17 protein-coding genes are annotated in these 17738 nt (G+C 72.6%); 6 read left to right on the top strand and 11 right to left on the bottom strand.

What is annotated here, in order from left to right:
- Positions 1-116: 116 nt before the first annotated feature.
- Complete coding sequence (locus tag ACFYXC_RS32225) at positions 117-863, top strand: SDR family oxidoreductase (RefSeq protein WP_389555605.1); 747 nt, start codon at positions 117-119, stop codon at positions 861-863.
- A gap of 94 nt (positions 864-957) precedes the next feature.
- On the opposite strand, the gene ACFYXC_RS32220 is transcribed toward ACFYXC_RS32225, so the two are convergent.
- Positions 958-2037, bottom strand: coding sequence for an NADH:flavin oxidoreductase/NADH oxidase (locus ACFYXC_RS32220; protein WP_388910059.1), 1080 nt, complete (start codon positions 2035-2037; stop codon positions 958-960).
- Between the two features lie 141 nt (positions 2038-2178).
- Between ACFYXC_RS32220 and ACFYXC_RS32215 the strand changes: the two genes are divergently transcribed.
- Positions 2179-2538, top strand: a complete 360-nt coding sequence (locus tag ACFYXC_RS32215) for an ArsR/SmtB family transcription factor (protein ID WP_389555603.1) — start codon at positions 2179-2181, stop codon at positions 2536-2538.
- A 106-nt stretch (positions 2539-2644) separates the two neighbouring features.
- Here the strand turns inward: ACFYXC_RS32215 and ACFYXC_RS32210 are convergent, their stop codons facing one another.
- Positions 2645-4000, bottom strand: a complete 1356-nt coding sequence (locus ACFYXC_RS32210) for an FAD-dependent oxidoreductase (protein ID WP_389555602.1) — start codon at positions 3998-4000, stop codon at positions 2645-2647.
- Positions 4001-4226: 226 nt separating this feature from the next.
- Here ACFYXC_RS32210 and ACFYXC_RS32205 point away from each other — a divergent pair, with 226 nt between their 5' ends.
- On the top strand, positions 4227-4703 hold the full coding sequence (locus tag ACFYXC_RS32205) for a DUF6214 family protein (RefSeq protein ID WP_388910068.1): 477 nt from the start codon (positions 4227-4229) through the stop codon (positions 4701-4703).
- Between the two features lie 118 nt (positions 4704-4821).
- Here ACFYXC_RS32205 and ACFYXC_RS32200 read toward each other — a convergent pair whose 3' ends face one another.
- Positions 4822-5469 (bottom strand): DUF305 domain-containing protein, encoded by a 648-nt coding sequence (locus tag ACFYXC_RS32200; RefSeq protein WP_388910071.1) that lies wholly within the window; start codon positions 5467-5469, stop codon positions 4822-4824.
- A 210-nt stretch (positions 5470-5679) separates the two neighbouring features.
- Here ACFYXC_RS32200 and ACFYXC_RS32195 point away from each other — a divergent pair, with 210 nt between their 5' ends.
- On the top strand, positions 5680-7182 hold the full coding sequence (locus tag ACFYXC_RS32195; protein ID WP_388910074.1) for an LVIVD repeat-containing protein: 1503 nt from the start codon (positions 5680-5682) through the stop codon (positions 7180-7182).
- Here ACFYXC_RS32195 and ACFYXC_RS32190 read toward each other — a convergent pair.
- From ACFYXC_RS32190 to ACFYXC_RS32160, 7 genes are all read right to left on the bottom strand, one after another.
- Positions 7170-7895 carry a TetR/AcrR family transcriptional regulator gene (locus ACFYXC_RS32190; protein WP_389555600.1) on the bottom strand — a complete coding sequence of 242 codons (726 nt, stop codon included), beginning with the start codon at positions 7893-7895 and terminating at the stop codon, positions 7170-7172. The two genes, ACFYXC_RS32195 and ACFYXC_RS32190, sit on opposite strands and share 13 nt — an antisense overlap.
- A 221-nt stretch (positions 7896-8116) precedes the next feature.
- A complete protein-coding gene (locus tag ACFYXC_RS32185) occupies positions 8117-8818 on the bottom strand; it encodes a hypothetical protein (RefSeq protein ID WP_389555598.1) in 702 nt (233 codons plus the stop codon).
- Positions 8819-8990: 172 nt separating this feature from the next.
- Positions 8991-10313 (bottom strand): GDSL-type esterase/lipase family protein, encoded by a 1323-nt coding sequence (locus ACFYXC_RS32180; protein ID WP_389555596.1) that lies wholly within the window; start codon positions 10311-10313, stop codon positions 8991-8993.
- 155 nt (positions 10314-10468) lie between these two features.
- A complete protein-coding gene (locus tag ACFYXC_RS32175; RefSeq protein WP_388910086.1) occupies positions 10469-11257 on the bottom strand; it encodes an SAM-dependent methyltransferase in 789 nt (262 codons plus the stop codon).
- Between the two features lie 133 nt (positions 11258-11390).
- A complete protein-coding gene (locus ACFYXC_RS32170) occupies positions 11391-12074 on the bottom strand; it encodes a phosphatase PAP2 family protein (RefSeq protein WP_389555594.1) in 684 nt (227 codons plus the stop codon).
- 67 nt (positions 12075-12141) lie between these two features.
- Positions 12142-13074 carry a M56 family metallopeptidase gene (locus tag ACFYXC_RS32165; RefSeq protein ID WP_389555592.1) on the bottom strand — a complete coding sequence of 311 codons (933 nt, stop codon included), beginning with the start codon at positions 13072-13074 and terminating at the stop codon, positions 12142-12144.
- 114 nt (positions 13075-13188) lie between these two features.
- Positions 13189-13722 (bottom strand): DUF5134 domain-containing protein, encoded by a 534-nt coding sequence (locus tag ACFYXC_RS32160; protein WP_389555590.1) that lies wholly within the window; start codon positions 13720-13722, stop codon positions 13189-13191.
- Between the two features lie 173 nt (positions 13723-13895).
- On the opposite strand from ACFYXC_RS32160, the gene ACFYXC_RS32155 reads away from it, so the two are divergent.
- Complete coding sequence (locus tag ACFYXC_RS32155) at positions 13896-15587, top strand: FUSC family protein (protein ID WP_389555589.1); 1692 nt, start codon at positions 13896-13898, stop codon at positions 15585-15587.
- A 437-nt stretch (positions 15588-16024) separates the two neighbouring features.
- The gene (locus ACFYXC_RS32150) at positions 16025-16561 is read left to right on the top strand and encodes a MarR family winged helix-turn-helix transcriptional regulator (RefSeq protein WP_389555652.1); all 537 of its coding nucleotides are present in this window, start codon (positions 16025-16027) and stop codon (positions 16559-16561) included.
- An 11-nt stretch (positions 16562-16572) separates the two neighbouring features.
- On the opposite strand, the gene ACFYXC_RS32145 is transcribed toward ACFYXC_RS32150, so the two are convergent.
- Positions 16573-17640, bottom strand: a complete 1068-nt coding sequence (locus ACFYXC_RS32145; RefSeq protein ID WP_389555587.1) for a Ppx/GppA family phosphatase — start codon at positions 17638-17640, stop codon at positions 16573-16575.
- Between the last annotated feature and the right edge of the window lie 98 nt (positions 17641-17738).

The following is a 17738-nucleotide window of genomic DNA, read 5'->3' as shown; positions in this document are numbered from 1 at the left end:
GGCGCCCGCCGGGAAGGACCGGCCGGGGCACGCCGGCTGTCACAGACCGGGGCGCTGTCCGGTCCATCTGGTGAGCACGTCAGGATGTCGTTGCGAGAAACCGGAAAGGTCGCGCCATGAAGATCGTAGTGATCGGCGGTACGGGGCTCATCGGGTCCAAGCTGGTGGACAGGCTCAGGGAGGAGGGCCACGAGGCACTCCCGGCCTCCCCGAACACCGGCGTCGACAGCATCACCGGAGAGGGGCTCGACGACGCGCTGCGAGGCGCTTCGGTCGTCGTCGACGTGTCCAACTCGCCGTCCTTCGAGGACGGCGCGGTGCTGGAGTTCTTCCGCACGTCCACGGGCAACCTCCTCGCGGCCGAGGCGGCGGCGGGCGTGGGCCATCACGTGGCCCTGTCGGTCGTGGGCAGCGAACGGCTGCCCGACTCGGGCTACCTGCGCGCCAAGGCCGCCCAGGAGGAGCTGATCAAGGACTCCGAGATCCCGTACTCCATCGTCCGCGCCACGCAGTTCTTCGAGTTCGTCAAGGGCATCGCGGCCGGGTCCACCCAGGGCGACACGGTCCGGCTGCCCTCCTCGCTCCTCCAGCCCCTCGCGTCCGACGACGTGGTCGCGGCGGTCGCCCGGGTCACCCTGGGGGATCCGCTGAACGGCACCACCGAGGTGGCGGGCCCCGAGGAACTCCGCCTCGACGAGTTCGTCCGCACCGGTCTCGCGGCCGAGAAGGACCCGCGCGAGGTCGTCACAGACGAGTCCGTCGGCTACTTCGGCGCCCACGTCCGGGGGCGCGAGCTCCTGCCGGGTCCCGACGCGCACCTCGCCGGAACCCGCTTCACCCAGTGGCTCGACCGCCAGAAGTAGGCCCGGCCGAGATGGACCCGCCGGAGCCGGACCCGCCGAGGCGGCCCGGCTCCGGCAGGTCCGAGTCCGGGGCCGAGTCCGGCGGGTCGTCCCGTCAGACCGAGCGGTGGTACTGGTCCGGTACGTGCACCTCGGCGCCGAGTTCGCGGGCCGCGTGCTGCGCCCACGAGGGGTTGCGCAGCAGTTCCCGGCCGAGCAGCACCGCGTCCGCCTCGCCGTTGGCGAGGATCTTCTCGGCCTGTCCGACGTCGGTGATGAGACCGACGGCGGCGACCGGCATGGACGTCTCGTTCCTGACACGCGCCGCGAAGGGGACCTGGTAGCCGGGGCCGACGGGGATGCGTACGCCGGCCGCGTTGCCGCCCGTGGACACGTCGACCAGGTCGACGCCGTGGGCGGTCAGCTCGGCGGCGAGACGCACCGTGTCGTCCACGGTCCAGCCGTTCTCCTCCAGCCAGTCGGTGGCCGAGACGCGGAAGAACAGCGGCTTGTCGTCCGGCCACACCTCGCGCACGGCGTCGACGACCTCGAGGGCGAAGCGCACCCGGTTCTCGTACGAGCCGCCGTACGCGTCCGTGCGCCGGTTGGAGTGCGGCGAGAGGAACTCGCCGATCAGGTAGCCGTGCGCGCCGTGGATCTCGGCGATCTCGAAACCGGCGTCCAGGGCCCGCCGGGCGGCGTCGGCGAACTGGCCGACGACCTCGCGGATCCCGTCCACCGTCAGCTCGGTCGGCACCGGGTGCTTCTCGTCGAAGGCCAGCGCGCTCGGGCCGAGCGGCTGCCAGCCGTGGTCCTCGGGGCCGACCGGCGCGCCGCCCTTCCAGGTGCGGTCCGTGGACGCCTTGCGGCCGGCGTGCGCGAGTTGGATCGCCGGCACCGTGCCCTGGGACACCAGGAAGCGCGTGATCCGCCGGAACGCCTCGACCTGGGTGTCGTTCCAGATGCCCAGGTCGTACGGCGAGATCCGGCCCTCGGGGCTGACCGCGGTGGCCTCGACGATGATCAGGCCCGTACCGCCCGCGGCGCGCGCGCCGTAGTGAGCGAGGTGCCAGTCGCCGGGAGCGCCCACCGCAGGACCCTCCGGCGCGGCCGAGTACTGGCACATCGGCGGCATCCAGACCCGGTTCGGGACGGTCAGCTCGCGCAGGGTGTAGGGCTCGAAGAGCGCGCTCACGGCGGACTCCAATCGTGGGGCGGGGCCGGTTGACGACTCGTACGATAAGCATCGTAGTACGGAGGATGTCAAACTACGAGAGGTCTCGTACAATGAGGCTCTCCGGGGAGACCCCCGGGACCCGACCGGACTGGAGCCGCCGTGACGATCGCCGCCCCGACCGGCAGCAGCCGCGATCTGCCGCATCCCGAGCGCGGGGAGATCCGGCTGGAAGCCGTGCTGCACGCGCTCTCCGACCCGCTGCGGCTGCAGGTCGTGCGGGAACTCGCCGCCGACGGTGGCGAGCTGTCCTGCTCGCACTTCGACCTGCCGGTCACCAAGTCCACGACCACGCATCACTTCCGGGTGCTGCGTGAGTCCGGGGTGATCCGGCAGATCTACCGGGGGACGGCCAAGATGAACGGGCTGCGGCGGGACGATCTCGACGGGCTGTTCCCCGGCCTGCTGGACAGCGTGCTCGCGGCGGCTGTGCGGCAGGCTGCGCGGCTCGGTAGCCGCTAGCCGCGGGTCGCCTTCGGCGGGAGGGGGCGGGGGTGTGGGGTGACGTGCGGGTTCGTCGTGGTCGGTCGCGCAGTTCCCCGCGCCCCCTGAAGGGTGCCCCGTGCCTCTAAGGGGTGCCCCGTTCCCTGGCCGCTCGCAGGAGTGACTGCCAGTCGGGGAGTTTTACCACTCCTCTGCCGAGGGAGGCGCCCAGTTCCGCCTCCGCTCGTTCGATCGACTGCCAGCCCGCCCAGTCCACCGGACGCAGGCCCTCGGAGCGCAGGGCGGCCAGCGGGTCCGGCGGGACCTCGCGCCGTACGAGCGCCGGGGCGTCCGCCAGGAGTGACGTCACCGTTTCCTTCGCGCAGGGACGGTTGGTGCCGATGACGCCCGTCGGGCCGCGCTTGATCCACCCGGCCACGTACTCACCGGGCGCGACCGAGCCGTCCCGCAGGACGCGGCCCGCCAGGTGCGGGACGGTGCCACGGTCCGCGTCGAACGGCAGACCCTCCAGGGGCACTCCCCGGTAGCCGACCGAGCGCAGGACCAACTGCGCCTCGATGTCTTCGTGGACCCCCGTGCCCGTCACGCCGCCCGAGCTGTCCGGGAGCGTGCGTTCGAAGCGGACCGCACCCACGCGACCGCCCCTGTCGGGGAGCAGTTCGACCGGCCGCAGGAAGAAGCGGAGCCTGATCCGCCGGGAACCGGCGGCCGGCGGATGCCCGGCCCACCCGCGCATCACCTCGACATTGCGCCGCTGTGCGGCGGGCAGCCCGGACGGATCCAGGTATGCCGGATCGAGCGCCAGCTCCGCCGGGTCCACGACGATCCCGGTGTCGGGGAGGCCGCCCAGCTCCCGCAGCTCCTTGGTGGTGAAACGGGCCTGCGAGGGACCGCGCCGCCCCACCATCTGGATCTCCCGCACCTGGCTGCCGGACAGGGCGTCCAGTGCCGCCTGGGGCATGTCGGTCGCACTCAGCTCCGCGGCGCCGCGGGCCAGCATCCGGGTGACGTCCACCGCCACGTTCCCGACGCCGATGACGACCGCGGCCCGCGCGCCGGCCACGAAACCGTCCGGCACGACGTCCGGATGGGCGCTGTACCAGGACACGAAATCGGTCGCCGACCAACTGCCCGGCAGTTCCTCCCCGGGAATGCCCAGATGCCGGTCGGTGGCGGCGCCCACGCAGTACACGACCGCGTGGTACAGCTCCTTCAGCCGGGCGGCCGGCAGCCCGTCCGGGCCGACCCGGACACCGCCGAGGAACCGCACCCGCTCGTGCTCCAGGACCGTACGCAGGGTGCTCTGCAGTGACTTGATCTTCTCGTGGTCGGGCGCCACGCCGTAGCGCACCAGGCCGTACGGGCACGGCAGCCGGTCCAGGACGTCCACCCTGACTCCGGGAACCCGCTCCTGCTGGACAAGACCCTGGGCGGCGTACACCCCACTGGGCCCCGATCCGACGACGGCGACCTGCAGCACGGCACAACCCCTTCCCCGCGGAGAACGAGGAGCTCGCTGGTGCTTCCAGCATCGCACCGCACCGCGCGGCGGGGGAGGGGCCAGGACGCGGCACTCCGCCGACGGTGTGCCGCGTGCGCGCCTCGTGCGTGCCTTTTCTATACGAATGTGATCATGCGGTTACGTTGCATCTGTGCTGGAAGCATCCTTTCTGAACCTTTCTGATCGTGATGAGTCGGATGGTGCGGTGTCCGTGCGGCGCGCCTGGGAAGTGCGGGAGGGCGACACCCTGACCACGTGGTGCGACGTCCGGCTGGGCTTCGACGACGGTGCCGGTGTCGACCTGCTCGTGGCGGTGTGCGAGGGATGCGTCTTCATCGAGGACGTACGCGCCCGGCCCGCGCTCTCGCTCGACGACCTCGCGGTGCTCCCGGACTGGATCGAGGGCCCGCTCCTGGAGGCGTGCGCGGGGTCGGCCGGGAGCCGTCCGGGCGGCCCGGACGGCTGGGGCAGCCCCGGCAAGCGGCACGCGCGCCCCGCCCTGCCGCGCGGCGTCGCGAGCCGTCGCCTCGTCGCCGCGGAGTATGTGGCGGCTCAGCAGGTGGGGCGGGATCCGGTGCTCGCGGTGATGTCCGTGACGGGGCACGGGCGGCGTCGCGCGCTCAGGCTGATTGCGGGGGCGCGGGATGCGGGGTTGTTGACGCCTCGGCACGTGCGCCGCTGACAGGTGCCCAGCGGGCGGCTGTGCGGGGTTTCCTGGTTGGCCTGCTGTCTGCTATCAGTGCGGGTGCGTCTGGGCTGAGCGCGCAGTTCCCCGCGCCCCTGACGGGGCTTGGGGGTTTTCACATTTCTCGCATGCGGGTGATCTCTGTTGTCTGCTGGGCGATCACGTCGTCGGCCATTTCGCCGATCTGGATGTTGTTGCCCTGTGCGAGGACGTCCGTGGCCATGGTGATCGCCCCGTTGTGATGGGTGATCATCAGTTTCAGGAACAGCTCGTCGAACGCCTTGCCCTTCGACGCGCGCAGCGTCTTCAGCTGGGCCTCGGTCGCCATGCCCGGCATCACGTCGTGATGGTGACCTTTGCTCTTCCCGGCCCCGCCGTTCTTCTTGAGCCATGCCTCCATCGTCTCGATCTCCGGCCCCTGCGAGGCCGAGATCCGCTCGGCGAGCCGTTTGATCCGCGGCGACGAAGCCCGCTTCGGCACGAGCCCGGTCATCTCGATGGCCTGGGTGTGGTGCTCGATCATCATCCGCGCGTAGTCGAGGTCCGCCGAGTTGGGGGTGTCGTCGTCGGAGCGCTGCTCCGCGGCCTCCGCGGCCGAGAGCGTCTCCGCGGCCTCGCCCGGTTTGCCCGGCGCGATCACCGAAGGGCCGGTGGCCGGCGCGGACTTGGTGTCGTCGTCCGAGCCCGTGCAGCCGCCGAGCGCGAGGACGGCGGCCGTCACGGAGGCCGTGATCAGACGGCGGGGCGTACGGCGAGCGAGCACAGTGACCTCCTGTGGCACCTGAATCGGCAGACACCTGATGAGTGCGGACACCTTGTGGGTGTTGATGACCGTCCTAGCACGCTTCGGCGTGCCGTTGATCAAAAACATTCATTACGAATGCGTTGCCGCCTGTTGATCTGTGCATGCTGAAGACGATACTGCGGAGGTACCTGAACCGTTCGACTGCGAACGGCGACAAGGGAGGACGCAGTGACCCTGTTGAACAATCTCCGAACGCGGCGCAGACGTCTGGGCGTTGCCGCCACCGCGGCGGGCCTGCTGGCCGCACTGCTCACGGCGGGTCCCGCGGTCGCGACCCCCGACCCCGGGGACGCCCCGGCGACTTCGGAAAAGGTCTCCAAGAGCGAGGCGGCCGAGGCCAGGGCGGCGATCGCCAAGGGCGAGATACCCGGCCAGGACGAGGTCGTCCACTCGGCCAACATCCAGCACCTCGCGAACATCCCCAAGGACGCGCTGCCCGGCACCAACTCGGACCTCGCCTTCCAGGGCAGGTACGCGTTCGCCGGCAACTACGACGGCTTCCGCATCTTCGACATCAGCAACCCGAAGGCCCCGAAGACGGTCTCCCAGGTGCTGTGCCCCGGTTCGCAGAACGACATCACCGTCTCCGGTGACCTGCTCTTCCTGTCCACGGACTCCTCGCGCAGCGACAACTCCTGCAGCAGCACCACGCAGCCCGCGACGGAGAAGTCCTCCTGGGAGGGCATGAAGATCTTCGACATCAGCGACAAGCGGAACCCGAAGTACGTCGCCGCCGTGGAGACCGCCTGCGGCTCCCACACCCACACGCTGGTGCCGGAGCGCAAGAACGTCTACGTGTACGTCTCGTCGTACTCGCCGAGCGCCACGTTCCCCGACTGCCAGCCGCCGCACGACGGCATCAGCATCATCAAGGTGCCGCGCAAGGCCCCGCAGAAGGCGGCGATCGTCAACTTCCCCGTCCTGTTCCCCGGTGAGGGCGCGGACGGCGGCGGCAACCCGGGCGGGCCCACCAACCCGGGTGTCTCCAAGACCACCGGCTGCCACGACATCACCGTGCTGCCCTCCGAGGACCTCGCTGCGGGCGCCTGCATGGGCGACGGCATCCTGTTCTCCATCAAGGACCCGGAGAACCCGAAGATCATCGACCAGGTCCAGGACAACGTGAACTTCGCGTTCTGGCACTCGGCGAGCTTCAACCAGAAGGCGAACAAGGTCGTCTTCACCGACGAGCTGGGCGGCGGCGGCGCGGCCACCTGCAACGAGACCGTGGGTCCGAACCGCGGCGCCGACGGCATCTACGACATCGTCGGCAAGGGCGACAAGCGCAAGCTCGTCTTCCGGAGCTACTTCAAGATCCCGCGCCACCAGGCCGACACCGAGAACTGCGTCGCCCACAACGGCTCGCTGATCCCGGTCAAGGGCAAGGACATCATGGTCCAGGCGTGGTACCAGGGCGGCGTCTCCGTCTGGGACTTCACGAACTCCTCGAAGCCGAAGGAGATCGCGTACTTCGAGCGCGGCCCGCTGAGCACCACCACGCTGGCCACCGGCGGTTCGTGGTCCGCGTACTACTACAACGGCTACATCTACTCGAACGACATCGCCAAGGGCTTCGACGTCCTGAAGATCGACGACCGTCGTACGGACCCGGCGAAGTGGAACCGGCAGAGCGAGCTCAACGTCCAGACGCAGCCGGACTACTTCGACTGACCGGCCGCGTCCGTCTCCTGGTTCCGCTCACCCCCGTGGCCGTGACGCTGCTCCGGCTCGCGGCCGCCGGGAGTGAAGAACCGTGAGAGGTCCTCGGGGTACGCCCCGCCGGACGCTTCGGCGTCCGGCGGGGCACCCCGCTCCCACTCGAGTCCGTACCGCCGGAACAGCTCGGCCCGCAGCACCGGTACCGGCATCGGCACCCCGGGCACCAGGGCCGCGTACACGGAGCCCATCAACAGCGCCCGCAGCATGGGGTAGTCGACGGCCGCGTCGGGCGAGCCGTAGCGGGCCACGGTGTCGCTGAGCAGCTCGGCCAGCCGCCGCTGCTCCGGACACTGCTTGAATCCCTCGCCCTGCAGGATGCCCGCCATGTGCTGGCGCATCAGCACCGGGTGGTCCCGGGCGAGACCCAGGACCGCGTCGATGGCCCGCGCCATCCGCTCCCGGCCGTCCTCGGTACGCGGTTCGCGCTCCAGCGCCTCCTCCAGCGTGCGGTGCATCAGCCGGTGCACCGCGGACTGGACGAGCAGACGCTTGCCCGGGAAGTAGTACGAGACGAGGCCCCGGGCCGAGCCCGCGCGGTCCGCGATGTCGCCCAGCGTCGTGGCGTCGTACCCCCGCTCGCTGACGAGCTCAATCGCCGCCTGCAGAAGCCTCTCGCGGGACCGCCGCCGCAACTCTTCATTGACCGATGCGCTGCGAGGGGACATCCTATGTACTCCTGCGTTGACTGGCTGCCAGCCAACTATACTCAGCGCGTCCGGACCGGTCCCTGCGGGGATCCCTGCCGGGCTGCCGTCCGTCCGGGGCGACGCGGGGGATCGTCCCGGGCGGACGGGAAGGACACCGTGCGGCGCGACCCCGCCCGGCCCCAGGGCTATCGGGGGGGTGCCGGAGAAGTCGGACAGCACGGCGGTCATACGGGTGTCCGTCACCTGCCGAACAGGCCGGAGACGGCGTCCACCAGCCCGTCGACGAGACCGGTTTGCGACGCGCTCGGGGAGGGTGCGGGCGCGGTCTCCGCGGGCGCGGGACCGGCTGAACCCGGTGTCGTCGACGGCTCCTGGGCCGGCTCGGGGGACGTCGCCCCGCTCGGCTGCCCCGCGGCCGCCTCCGTGCCACCGGCGGGTGCCGACGCGGTCTCGCCCGCGCGGGAGGACGGGGCCGCCGAGGACGGCTCGCCGGACGGGGCGGCCGTGCCGTTCCCGTGGGGCCGGGCGCCGTTCATCGCCTCCGTGCCCGTCGTGGTCCCGGCCCGTGGACCCGTGGCGGTGGCCGAGGGGCCGTCCGCGTCCGGTGCACCGGACGCCTTCGGCTCCGGCCGCGGGGCCACCTCGGTGCTCCGGGCCTGGTCGTCGCTCCCCAGCACACCGGGGATGTTCAGCCAGGGGGCGGTCGAGTTGCCGTCGGCGACCACGACGCCCAGGGTCGCGGCCGAGCAGACGCACGCCGCCGCCACCAGCCAGCCCACCCGGCGCATCCGGTGGGCCCGCCGGCCGCTGGGATCGACGAATATCGGCGCACCGCCCGCCGCCTCGTCCGTCGCCGACGGTTCCCCGTCCCCGCTCGTCCCGCTGACGTCCGTGTCCCGCTCCGGGCGTATGTGCCCTTCCTCGCCCGCCTTGCCTGTCATGCGACTGCCTCTCACCGAGATCGTGCGTTCCCTGCGCGTCGTCATCCTGCGCAAGGGATCCGTTGCCACGGTGGCACACGGATTGGTCGCGAGAAGAAAAGTTCGCGAACAACCCGGTGCCGGTACCGCCGTTCACGGTCGCCGATGCGCCCGTGTCCGTGCAACTTCGCTGTCAGCGCGCTGTCGTCGAGGAGAGGAGCATCGGCAGCGGGACGAAGTCGGCGAGTGCCCGCTGACCGGCGAGGTTGGCGTGGATCCCGTCGCCGGTGTCGTAGGCGGGGTTGATGCTGTTGGGCTTCAACGGGTCCTTGAGCACCTGATCGAAGTCCGTCACGCCGTCGCAGGTCCCGTCGCAGGAGTTCCGCTTCTTGACATGGGTGCCGACGGCGTGGCGGTCGAGGTTGTTCCGGTCGGTGTAGCCGGGGCGTGAGGTGATGGGCGTGACATAGACCTTGACGCCGGCCGCGCGCAGGCGCTGGAACACCTCCCGGTAACTGTCCAGTATCTGTGCGGCGTCGCAGCCGTTGGCGAGGTCGTTCGTGCCGTAGTAGTACAGAACTCCGGTCACTCCGTGCAGGCCGAGCACATCGCGGTCCAGCCGGGTCGCCGCGTCGAGGCCCCGGACACCGGCGGGGGTGCGCGGGCAGGCGGCGGAGCTCGTCGTGCCGGCGATCCCCGCGTTGGCGACCGCGAGTTGGCGGGTGCGGGGGAGTTCGGCCGCGATACGCCGGGCGACCCCGTCCGTCCACCGATGGTCGGTTCCGTCCGGTGTGCAACCGGCTCCGCAGTCCGTGCTGCCGGTCCCGTCGACCACCGAGCTCCCGAACGCGACGATCGTGCCCTTGACGGCCGGGTTGCGCACGTCGACGGCGCTGACCAGGTACGTGGAGTCGACCGTCTGCGTGTAGGCGGAGCCGCTCGTGTCGGCCGTGTGGTCGCCCGAGCCGGGCGGTGTGAGGTAGTTGGTGCGGAAGGCGTTGCTGTGCCGGCCCGGCGTGACCGTGCCGGACACGGAGAGGGACACGGCGACGTCGTCCTGGGCCCGGGTCCGCAGCGCCGCGGCGTCGCTCCACACCTCGCCGCCCGGCGGGACGACGACCTCGCGCCGGCCGTCGAAGGTGACGGTACGGACGGCGCCGCTGACCGCGGGTCCGGCGCCGCTGCCCGCGTCGTCCCGGCCGCTCCGGCCGACGGTGGCGGCGTCGACGGTGAGCGGGGTCTGCCCGAAGGTGTTCTGGATCCGGATCCGCAGTGCCCCGCCGCCCTGACTGAGACGGGTGATCATGCGAACGGACTGGTCACGCAGGGGAGTCGGGGCGAGGTCCTGCTGGGACTGGGCCCAGGACGTGAACCAGGCGTGCTCGGCCGTACCCGCCGCGGAGCGGCCGCCCGAGGTGGACGCCGTGGTGGCGGAGACCGCCGACCCGGACGCCACGAGTGTCAGGGCCAGGGCTACCGCGGCGCGCCGCAGCGAGGGTGTGCGGAAAGGGTGCATGGGGGTCCCTTCGGCGTGGTGCGGTCCCGGCGCGCAGGAAGAGCAGCCGGGACCGCGGGGCTCGATCCCGTATGACCTGCCCCTGGGACCCCTGAGTCAGACGTGACAGCCCATGCCGATGAGGAAGAGCGGCCCCGGCGCCCCGGGGACCGCGCTCACGAAGTGCGGGCCACTCCCACATAGATGCCGCTGCCCTCGGCCGTGCGCACCTCGCCCGACGTGTCCCACTCCGTCGCCGTCACCAGACCCGGCGGAACGAGTTCGAGGCCGTCGAAGAAACGCGACACCTCCGCGCGGGTGCGGAAGCCGAGCTGGATGCCGCCCTTGGCGTACTCCGCGGTGACCTGCTCGGCGAGTTCCGGGTACAGGTCGGACGCGGCGTGCGACAGCACCAGGAAACTGCCCGGCGGCAGTGTGGCGACCAGCGCGCGGACGATCGCGTGGGCGTCCTGCTCGTCGGGGATGAAATGCATCAGCGCGATCAGTGACAGCGCGATCGGGCGGGTGAAGTCCAGGGTGCGCCGGGCGTGTTCGACGATCGTCTCGGGCTGCCGTACGTCGGCCTCGATGTAGTCGGTGACGCCCTCGGCACGGCTGATCAGCAGCGCCTCGGCGTGCCGGAGCACGATCGGGTCGTTGTCGGTGTAGACGACCTTCGCCGTCGGCACGATGCCCTGGACGATCTGGTGGAGGTTGGGCTCGGTGGGGATCCCCGTCCCGATGTCCAGGAACTGGTCGACGCCCTGCGTGGCGAGCCAGGCGGCCGCCCGGTGCATGAACTGGCGGTTCTGCCGGGCCGCGTCCCTCGCCTCGGGCGGCAGTTGCTCTCCCACCGCCTCGTCGACCGGGTAGTTGTCCTTGCCGCCCAGCAGCCAGTCATAGACTCGCGCGGGATGCGCCCGGTCGGTGGTGATCTGTGAGGACCGCTGTGGGTCGGTCGGCATGGCAACTCCATCGCGCCGATGAATCAGGGGGCAGGTCGACTGTTCGATCACCCTAGTGGAGTACGGCGGGTGCCCGGTGCGCAACCGCGGTACCCCGCGGTGGCATCGTCTCGCCGAGGGCGGGCCCGTGGCGTCAGCGCAGCTCGCCCGCGCCCCTGAACCGGCTGTACGAGGCGATCGCGAGGGCCACCGCCAACGCGCCCAGGAGCCACCCGCCGAGCACGTCCGACGACCAGTGCACGCCCAGCCAGACGCGGGTGAGACCCACGCCGACGACGGACACCACCGACACGGCCAGCGCGGTACGCCACAGGACGCGCCCGGCGCCGTACAGGTGGAGGAGCCACAGCAGCAGGCCGCACACCACCGTGGCCGTCATGGCGTGCCCGGAGGGGAAGGCCGCGAAGTGGGCGGAGTCCACGGGGTCGGACCAGACGGGGCGTTCGCGGCCGATCGCCGCCTTGAGCCCCTGCTGGAGGAGCGTGCCGAGGAGGCAGGTGGTCGCCAGCCAGAGGGCGAGCCACCACGCGCCGTGGTGCAGCACCAGCCAGAGCACGGCGACCGTGACGAGGGCGCGCATCGTCCAGGGGTCCCACACCCAGTCGGTGAGGATGCGGAACGCCTGGGTCAGGTCCGGGTCGTCCACCGCCCAGCGGTGGGTGGTGCGGGCGATGTCGCCGTCGAGGGCCATGAGCGGGTCCCAGGAGAGCGCGACCAGGACGATCAGCAGCGCGGTGGGCAGGACGAGGGCGGCGGCAACGCGCAGGGCGATCCCGGGGCCTGTCGCGTGGGGCGGCGAGTCGACGGGAGAGTGCATGGACCGATCCTCGCCGACCGGGGGGCCCGGAGGCGAACCCGGGGTTCGCCTCGTGGGTGGTTTCCGTTCACCCCAGTGCCCGCAGGCCGGGCCCGAAGGCCACCAGGACGGGAATCACGGGTACCAGCGCCGCGGCCGCGGTGAGCCTCAGCCGACGGGCGGGCGGGAGGCGGTCCGGGGGAGTGAGAAGGCGCTGGACCCGTTGCGGGACATGGGACCGAGGGGTCGGGCAGGGGCCGAACACCCCGCTGTCCTCGTTGAGTTCCACCAGGGCCAGGGCGGTCGTCAGCCGGCCGAACCGGCGCGAGGCCATGTCGTCGGCGGCGAGTTCGACCAGTCGGTGCATCTCGTCGCGGAACGCCGCGAACACCGGGACCTGGGGGAAACCGGTGGCCAGCGCCGCCGAGGAGTACAGCAGCCAGTGGTGCCGGGCGCGCGCGTGCCCCTGTTCATGGGCGAGTACGGCGTCCAGTTGCTGCCCCTTGAGGCGGCGCAACGCGGCGGTGGTGACGACGAGCCGGGGTACGGCCCCCGGCAGCCACCAGGCGTCGGGACGCTCGCCCTCCAGGACGACCAGCCGCTCGCTGTTCGGCTCCTCGCCGGGCAACAGCGGGGCGCGCAGCGCGAGTTCGCTCCGCTGCCGGCGCCGTCCGGTCCTGGCCCGGACGATCTCGCGGGCCAGCATGGTCGCGCTCCACACCCCGCCGAGTGCGAGGGCCACCGCCGTCGCCGCGGCCCAGGGGCCTCCGGTCAGCGCGTAGGCGTCCACCACGCCGGTCGGGGCGGGGGCGAAGACGTGGCCGCGCACCGCCTGCCAGGCGGCGGCCGCGCTGAGAGTCATCGACAGCGCGCAGCAGAGCAGTACGGCCACCACCACGCACTGCCACGCCCACAGGGCGACGACCGGTTCACGGTCCTGCCAGTCGGTCCGGGCGAGCAGCCGCGGAGCGAGGACGGCGGCCAGGGCGCCGAGCAGCAACAGTGCTGCGGGGACCATCATGGAGGCAGCCTATGAGGGGGCGGCGCCGCGGACCACGTCCCGCCGGAGCAAGTGACGCAGACCACGAACCTGTCGCCCGTGCCCGCGCCCCTGGCGGGGCGCCGGTGGGCCGGCTCAGACGGTGAGGAGCATCGCCAGCATGGCTATGCCCATCGAGAGTCTGCAGGCGTGTGCCAGTTCCAGGCGGTCGCCCCAGCCGGGCGCCCGTATCCCGCCGGCGGGTCCGGCGGCCGCGACCGGAACGAGGCGGGTTCCGGTCCACAGCACGTACGCCGTGAAGTACAGGAGCAGCACACCGGTGAGCACCGGCACCCCGGAGTGGGCTCCGCCGGCCATCACCGCGGCCATGTAGACCATGGCGAAAGCGCCCATCAGATGGTGCAGATGGCCGGCGCTGCCGCGCGCCGCCCACAGGGCACGCACCGCGGCCGCCCCGAACACGGCCGCATAGGCGGCCCAGGCCCAGCGGGGCGGTGCGAGCACCGCCGCGGGGACCGCCATCGCGGCCATGCCGAACCCCATCAGCGCCTCGCCGCCCGCGGTGCGGCGCTGCTCCTCGACCCCGCTGCGCATCCGCAGCAGGCAGTAGGCCCCGGTCGCCGCGCACAGCGCGACGAGCAGCCAGCCGGGCGACCCCGGTCCGTGCACCGCGCACCTCCCCGATCGACGGTGTCGGACTGTCCGGTCGGAAGATGCCCCGGCCGGACGGAGCGCAAGCGAGCGCAAGGGTGTACGCGGGGGAGCGTGCGGCAGCGTGCCGCGAGCCGTCGCTTCGCGGACGCATATATTTTACGAGTAAAACACCTGTTAATCTTGAGCTCATGAGGAGTGCCCGACCCCGCCACGCCCGCGCCCCCCGACTGCCCCTCGCGGGCGTCCTGCGGCTGCATCGCCCCTCCGACATCTGGTTCAAGCCCGCACTGAGTGTCGTGGTGGCGGTCGGCGTGCCGAACCTGACGCTGCTGGCGCTCGGCCGGCTGGACCTCGCCCTCTCCACCATGGCCGGGTCGCTCTGCGCCCTCTACGCCCACAACCTGCCGTACGCGGCACGCGGCCGCGCGCTCGGCGGGGTCGTCCTCGGCATGCTGGCCTCGGTCGCGATCGCGCTGCTCACCGCGGCGCTCACGTCCTCCGCCGTGGTCCTGGTCGCCGTCGGCGCGCTGCTCGCCGCCGCGCAGAAGGCGGCGACCGACGTGACACGCATCGGCCCGCCCGGACCGGTGATCTTCACCTTCATCAGCTCCGCCTCCCTCTTCGCCCCGCAGACACTCGGCCAGGTCCCGGGCCATCTCGCCCTCACCGCCGCGGCGGGCGCCTGGGCCTGGACCGTGGGCATGGCGCCGGGACTGCTGCGCCCGCACGGCCCCGAGCGCCGGGCCACGTCCCGTGCGCTGAACGCGGCCGCCGCGTACGTCGAGGCGTCCGCCGCCGGCGCGGGCACCGGCACCGGCGGGGGTGCGGTGGGCGGCACGGGCGGCGGCGAACGGGCCAGGGCCGCCGCGGCCGCCGCCGTGCACGCCGCCTGGCAGTCCCTCCTGGCCGCCGGCGCACGGCAGGAGCCCCGCCGCGCCCTCGAACGGCTCCTCGTGCGGGCCGAGGTCGCACTCGCCGCCCCCGCCGACACGGACGCCGCCCGGCTGCGCTCCTGGGCGTACGAGCTGCGCGGCACGCATCCCGTACCCCGGGTGGAGGCCGGCCGGGACGCCGAGGAACTGTTCGGGGTGGAGGTCGAGCAGGCCACCACCGTGCGGGCTCGGTGGGCCGACCGGCTGCGCCCTCTCCTCCCGCTCGCCCTGCGCACCGCGCTCGGCTGTGCCCTCGCCGGTTACGTGTCACTGGCGCTCGGTGTCGGCCGGCCCTACTGGGCCCTGGTCACCGCGACCTCGCTCTACCAGGCGAACCTCTCGCTGACCTGGAGCCGGGGCGTCCAGCGCGTCGTGGGCAACCTCGTCGGCGTCCTCCTGTTCGCGGCCGTCGCCCCGCTCGCGCACCTCGGCCCCGCCGCCCTGGTCCTGTGCTGTCTGGTCTTCAACTTCGGCGCGGAAGCCCTGATCACCCGCAACTACTGGCTCGGCAGCGTCTGCGTGACCCCGATGGCACTCCTGATCACCGAGTTCACCGGGTTCCAGGAGCCCGGCGGGCTGATCGCGGACCGGGTCGTGGACACGCTGGTCGGCGCCGTCGTCGGCTTCGCGGCCGCGGCCGCGGTCACCAACCGCCGGGCCGCGGACCGCATCGAGAGCGCTCTCGAGGCCGTGGAGCACGCACGTGCGGAGGCGGCGGGGATGATCGCCGCCGAGCGCCCCGGCCCCGGCGCCCTGGAGCGCGCCCGCCGTCGCCTGGCCGCCGCGCTCGTCGACCTGCGTGCCACGACCGACGCGGCGGCCGGCGAATGGTGGCAGCGCGCCCTGCCGCAGGAACGGGTGATGCTGGCCGAGCAGAGCGGACACCGTACGCTCGCCGCGACGGTACGACGGCAGGGACCGCACCTTCTGGAGGACGCACAGGCATGACGGCAGCGAACGGGCGCAAAGCCGGCGCCCCGGGCGACGGGGCGCGCGAGGGCGGTGCCCCCGGTGGCGTGACGGACGAGGCCGGACCGCGCGGCGACGGCGGTGCCCTCGGCGGCGTGGCGGACGAGGGCGGGGTGCGCGGCAACAGGGTGCCTGAGGGCGGCGCCCCCGGCGGCGAGGCCGACGAGGGCGGCACGCGCGGCGACGGCACGAGCCGGGACGGGGCGCGGGAGGGCGACACCTCCGGCGGCGAAGCGGGCGAGGACGGGGCGCGCGGTGACGGGGTGCGCGAGGGCGGTGCCCCCGGAGGCGAGGCGGACGAGGACGGGGTGCGCGGCAACGGCGGTGCTCCCGGGGGCGTGGCGGGCCTGGGCGGCACGCGCGTCGACGGCACGAGCTGGGACGGGGTGCGCGACGGCGACACCGCCCGTGGTGAGGTGGGTGAGGACGGGGCGGTCGGTAGGCCGGGTGTGGGGGACACGGTCGCCGGGGTGGTCCGGCAGTGGCGGGCGGTCCATCCCGACCTCGACACCGGACCCATGGAGGTCATCGGGCGCATCAACCGGTGTGCCGCGCTCCTCCAGCAGGCCGAGGACGCACCGCTGCGGCACGCCGGACTCACCCGCCCCGAGTTCGACCTCCTCGGCGCCCTGCGCCGCACCGGCCTCGAACTGACGCCCGGGGAGCTGGCCCGCGAGACCTTCTCCTCCGGCGCGGCCGTCACCAAACGGCTCAAGCAGCTCACCGAGCGCGGTCTCGTCGAGCGCCGCGGCGACACCCGCGACCGCCGCGTCGCCCACGTCCGCCTCACGGACACCGGACGCGGCCTCGTCGACGGCATCCTCCCCGAGCAGCTCTCGTACGAGACGGCGGTCCTGTCCGGACTCGACGGCAGCGGGCAGCGAGAGCTGGCGACCCTGCTCGGCGACCTGCTGGTCCAGCTCGAGGGCCGGTTGCGCGTCTCACCCGTCTGAGGACCGGGCCGTCAGCCGGGGCGCTGCCCCGAGGACGCGGTGGTGGGCACCCGCCCCGACTCGGCCTCGCGCAGCGGGCGGAGCAGCATCGGCGCCGTCGCCCCGGCTTCGGCCGCCGCCTCCTCGGCGTGCAGACCGTACGCGTCCCACCAGTCGGAGCTGCCGTCCTCGATGCAGCGCAGCAGCACTCCCTCACGCAGCGCCCAGGGGCAGACCGCCACCTCGTCGATGCCCATCAGCTTCATCGTGGTGTGCGCGACGATCGCCCCGGCCAGCGACTGGGGTGCACGCGCGAGGGAGATCCCCGGAAGCAGCGCGCGTTCCGCCGCCGGCAGCGCCGCCAGCTGCTGCACCGCCCTCCCGAGGTCGGCGCGGGTCATGCTCCGGGGGGTGAAGGGCCCGGACCGGCCGGGGGCAGCCCCGCACAGCCGGCCCAGTTGCTGGAACACCCGTGAGGTGACGACGGCCGTCCGGGGCGCCTCCCAGCGGATGCGGGCGGCGACATCGCGCAGTTGGTGGCGTACATGTCGGCGCAGCAGCCTGGTCCGGTGCGGCGACGGCGGGTCCTGGGAGCGGAAGAACTCCCGCGTCAGCCGGTTGGCCCCCAACGGCAGCGAGATGGCGAAGTCGGGCAGCCGGCTCCGGCCGAAGGCGACCTCAAGCGAGCCGCCGCCGATGTCCAGCAGGGCCAGCGGCCCCGCGCGCCAGCCCATCCAGCGCCGGGCGGCCAGGAAGGTCAGTTCCGCCTCCACCTCGCCGGGCAGCACGTGCAGCGGTACCCCGGCCTCCGCGGCGATCCGCCCGAGGACCTCGGAGCGGTTCGGGGCGTCCCGCACGATCGCGGTGGCGAACGCGAACGGCTGCGCCACCCCCCAGCGCTTCCCCTCGTCCCGGGCCTCCTTGACCGCCTCGACCAGGAGGTCCACCTGCTCGGCCGGCAGATGACCGCCGCGTTCCACATGGGCGGACAACCTCAGCCGACGCTTGGCGGTGTGCACCGGGAGGGGAACGGCTCCGTCCGTCTCCGCGATGACCAGCCGCACCGTGTTCGAGCCGACGTCAAGCACACCCATTCGCATCCTTTCCCCGTACCCCCCGCCGCCCTCGGCACACCACCGGGGCGGATCCGCTGTGCGGCGCGGCCGGAATCCCGACGCGTCCTGTTTGGGCCGTTATG

Origin of the sequence: Streptomyces sp. NPDC002701, assembly GCF_042889045.1 — a bacterium.
In the GTDB taxonomy this organism is placed as follows: domain Bacteria; phylum Actinomycetota; class Actinomycetes; order Streptomycetales; family Streptomycetaceae; genus Streptomyces.
This window is presented reverse-complemented; position numbering and strand designations above follow the sequence as displayed.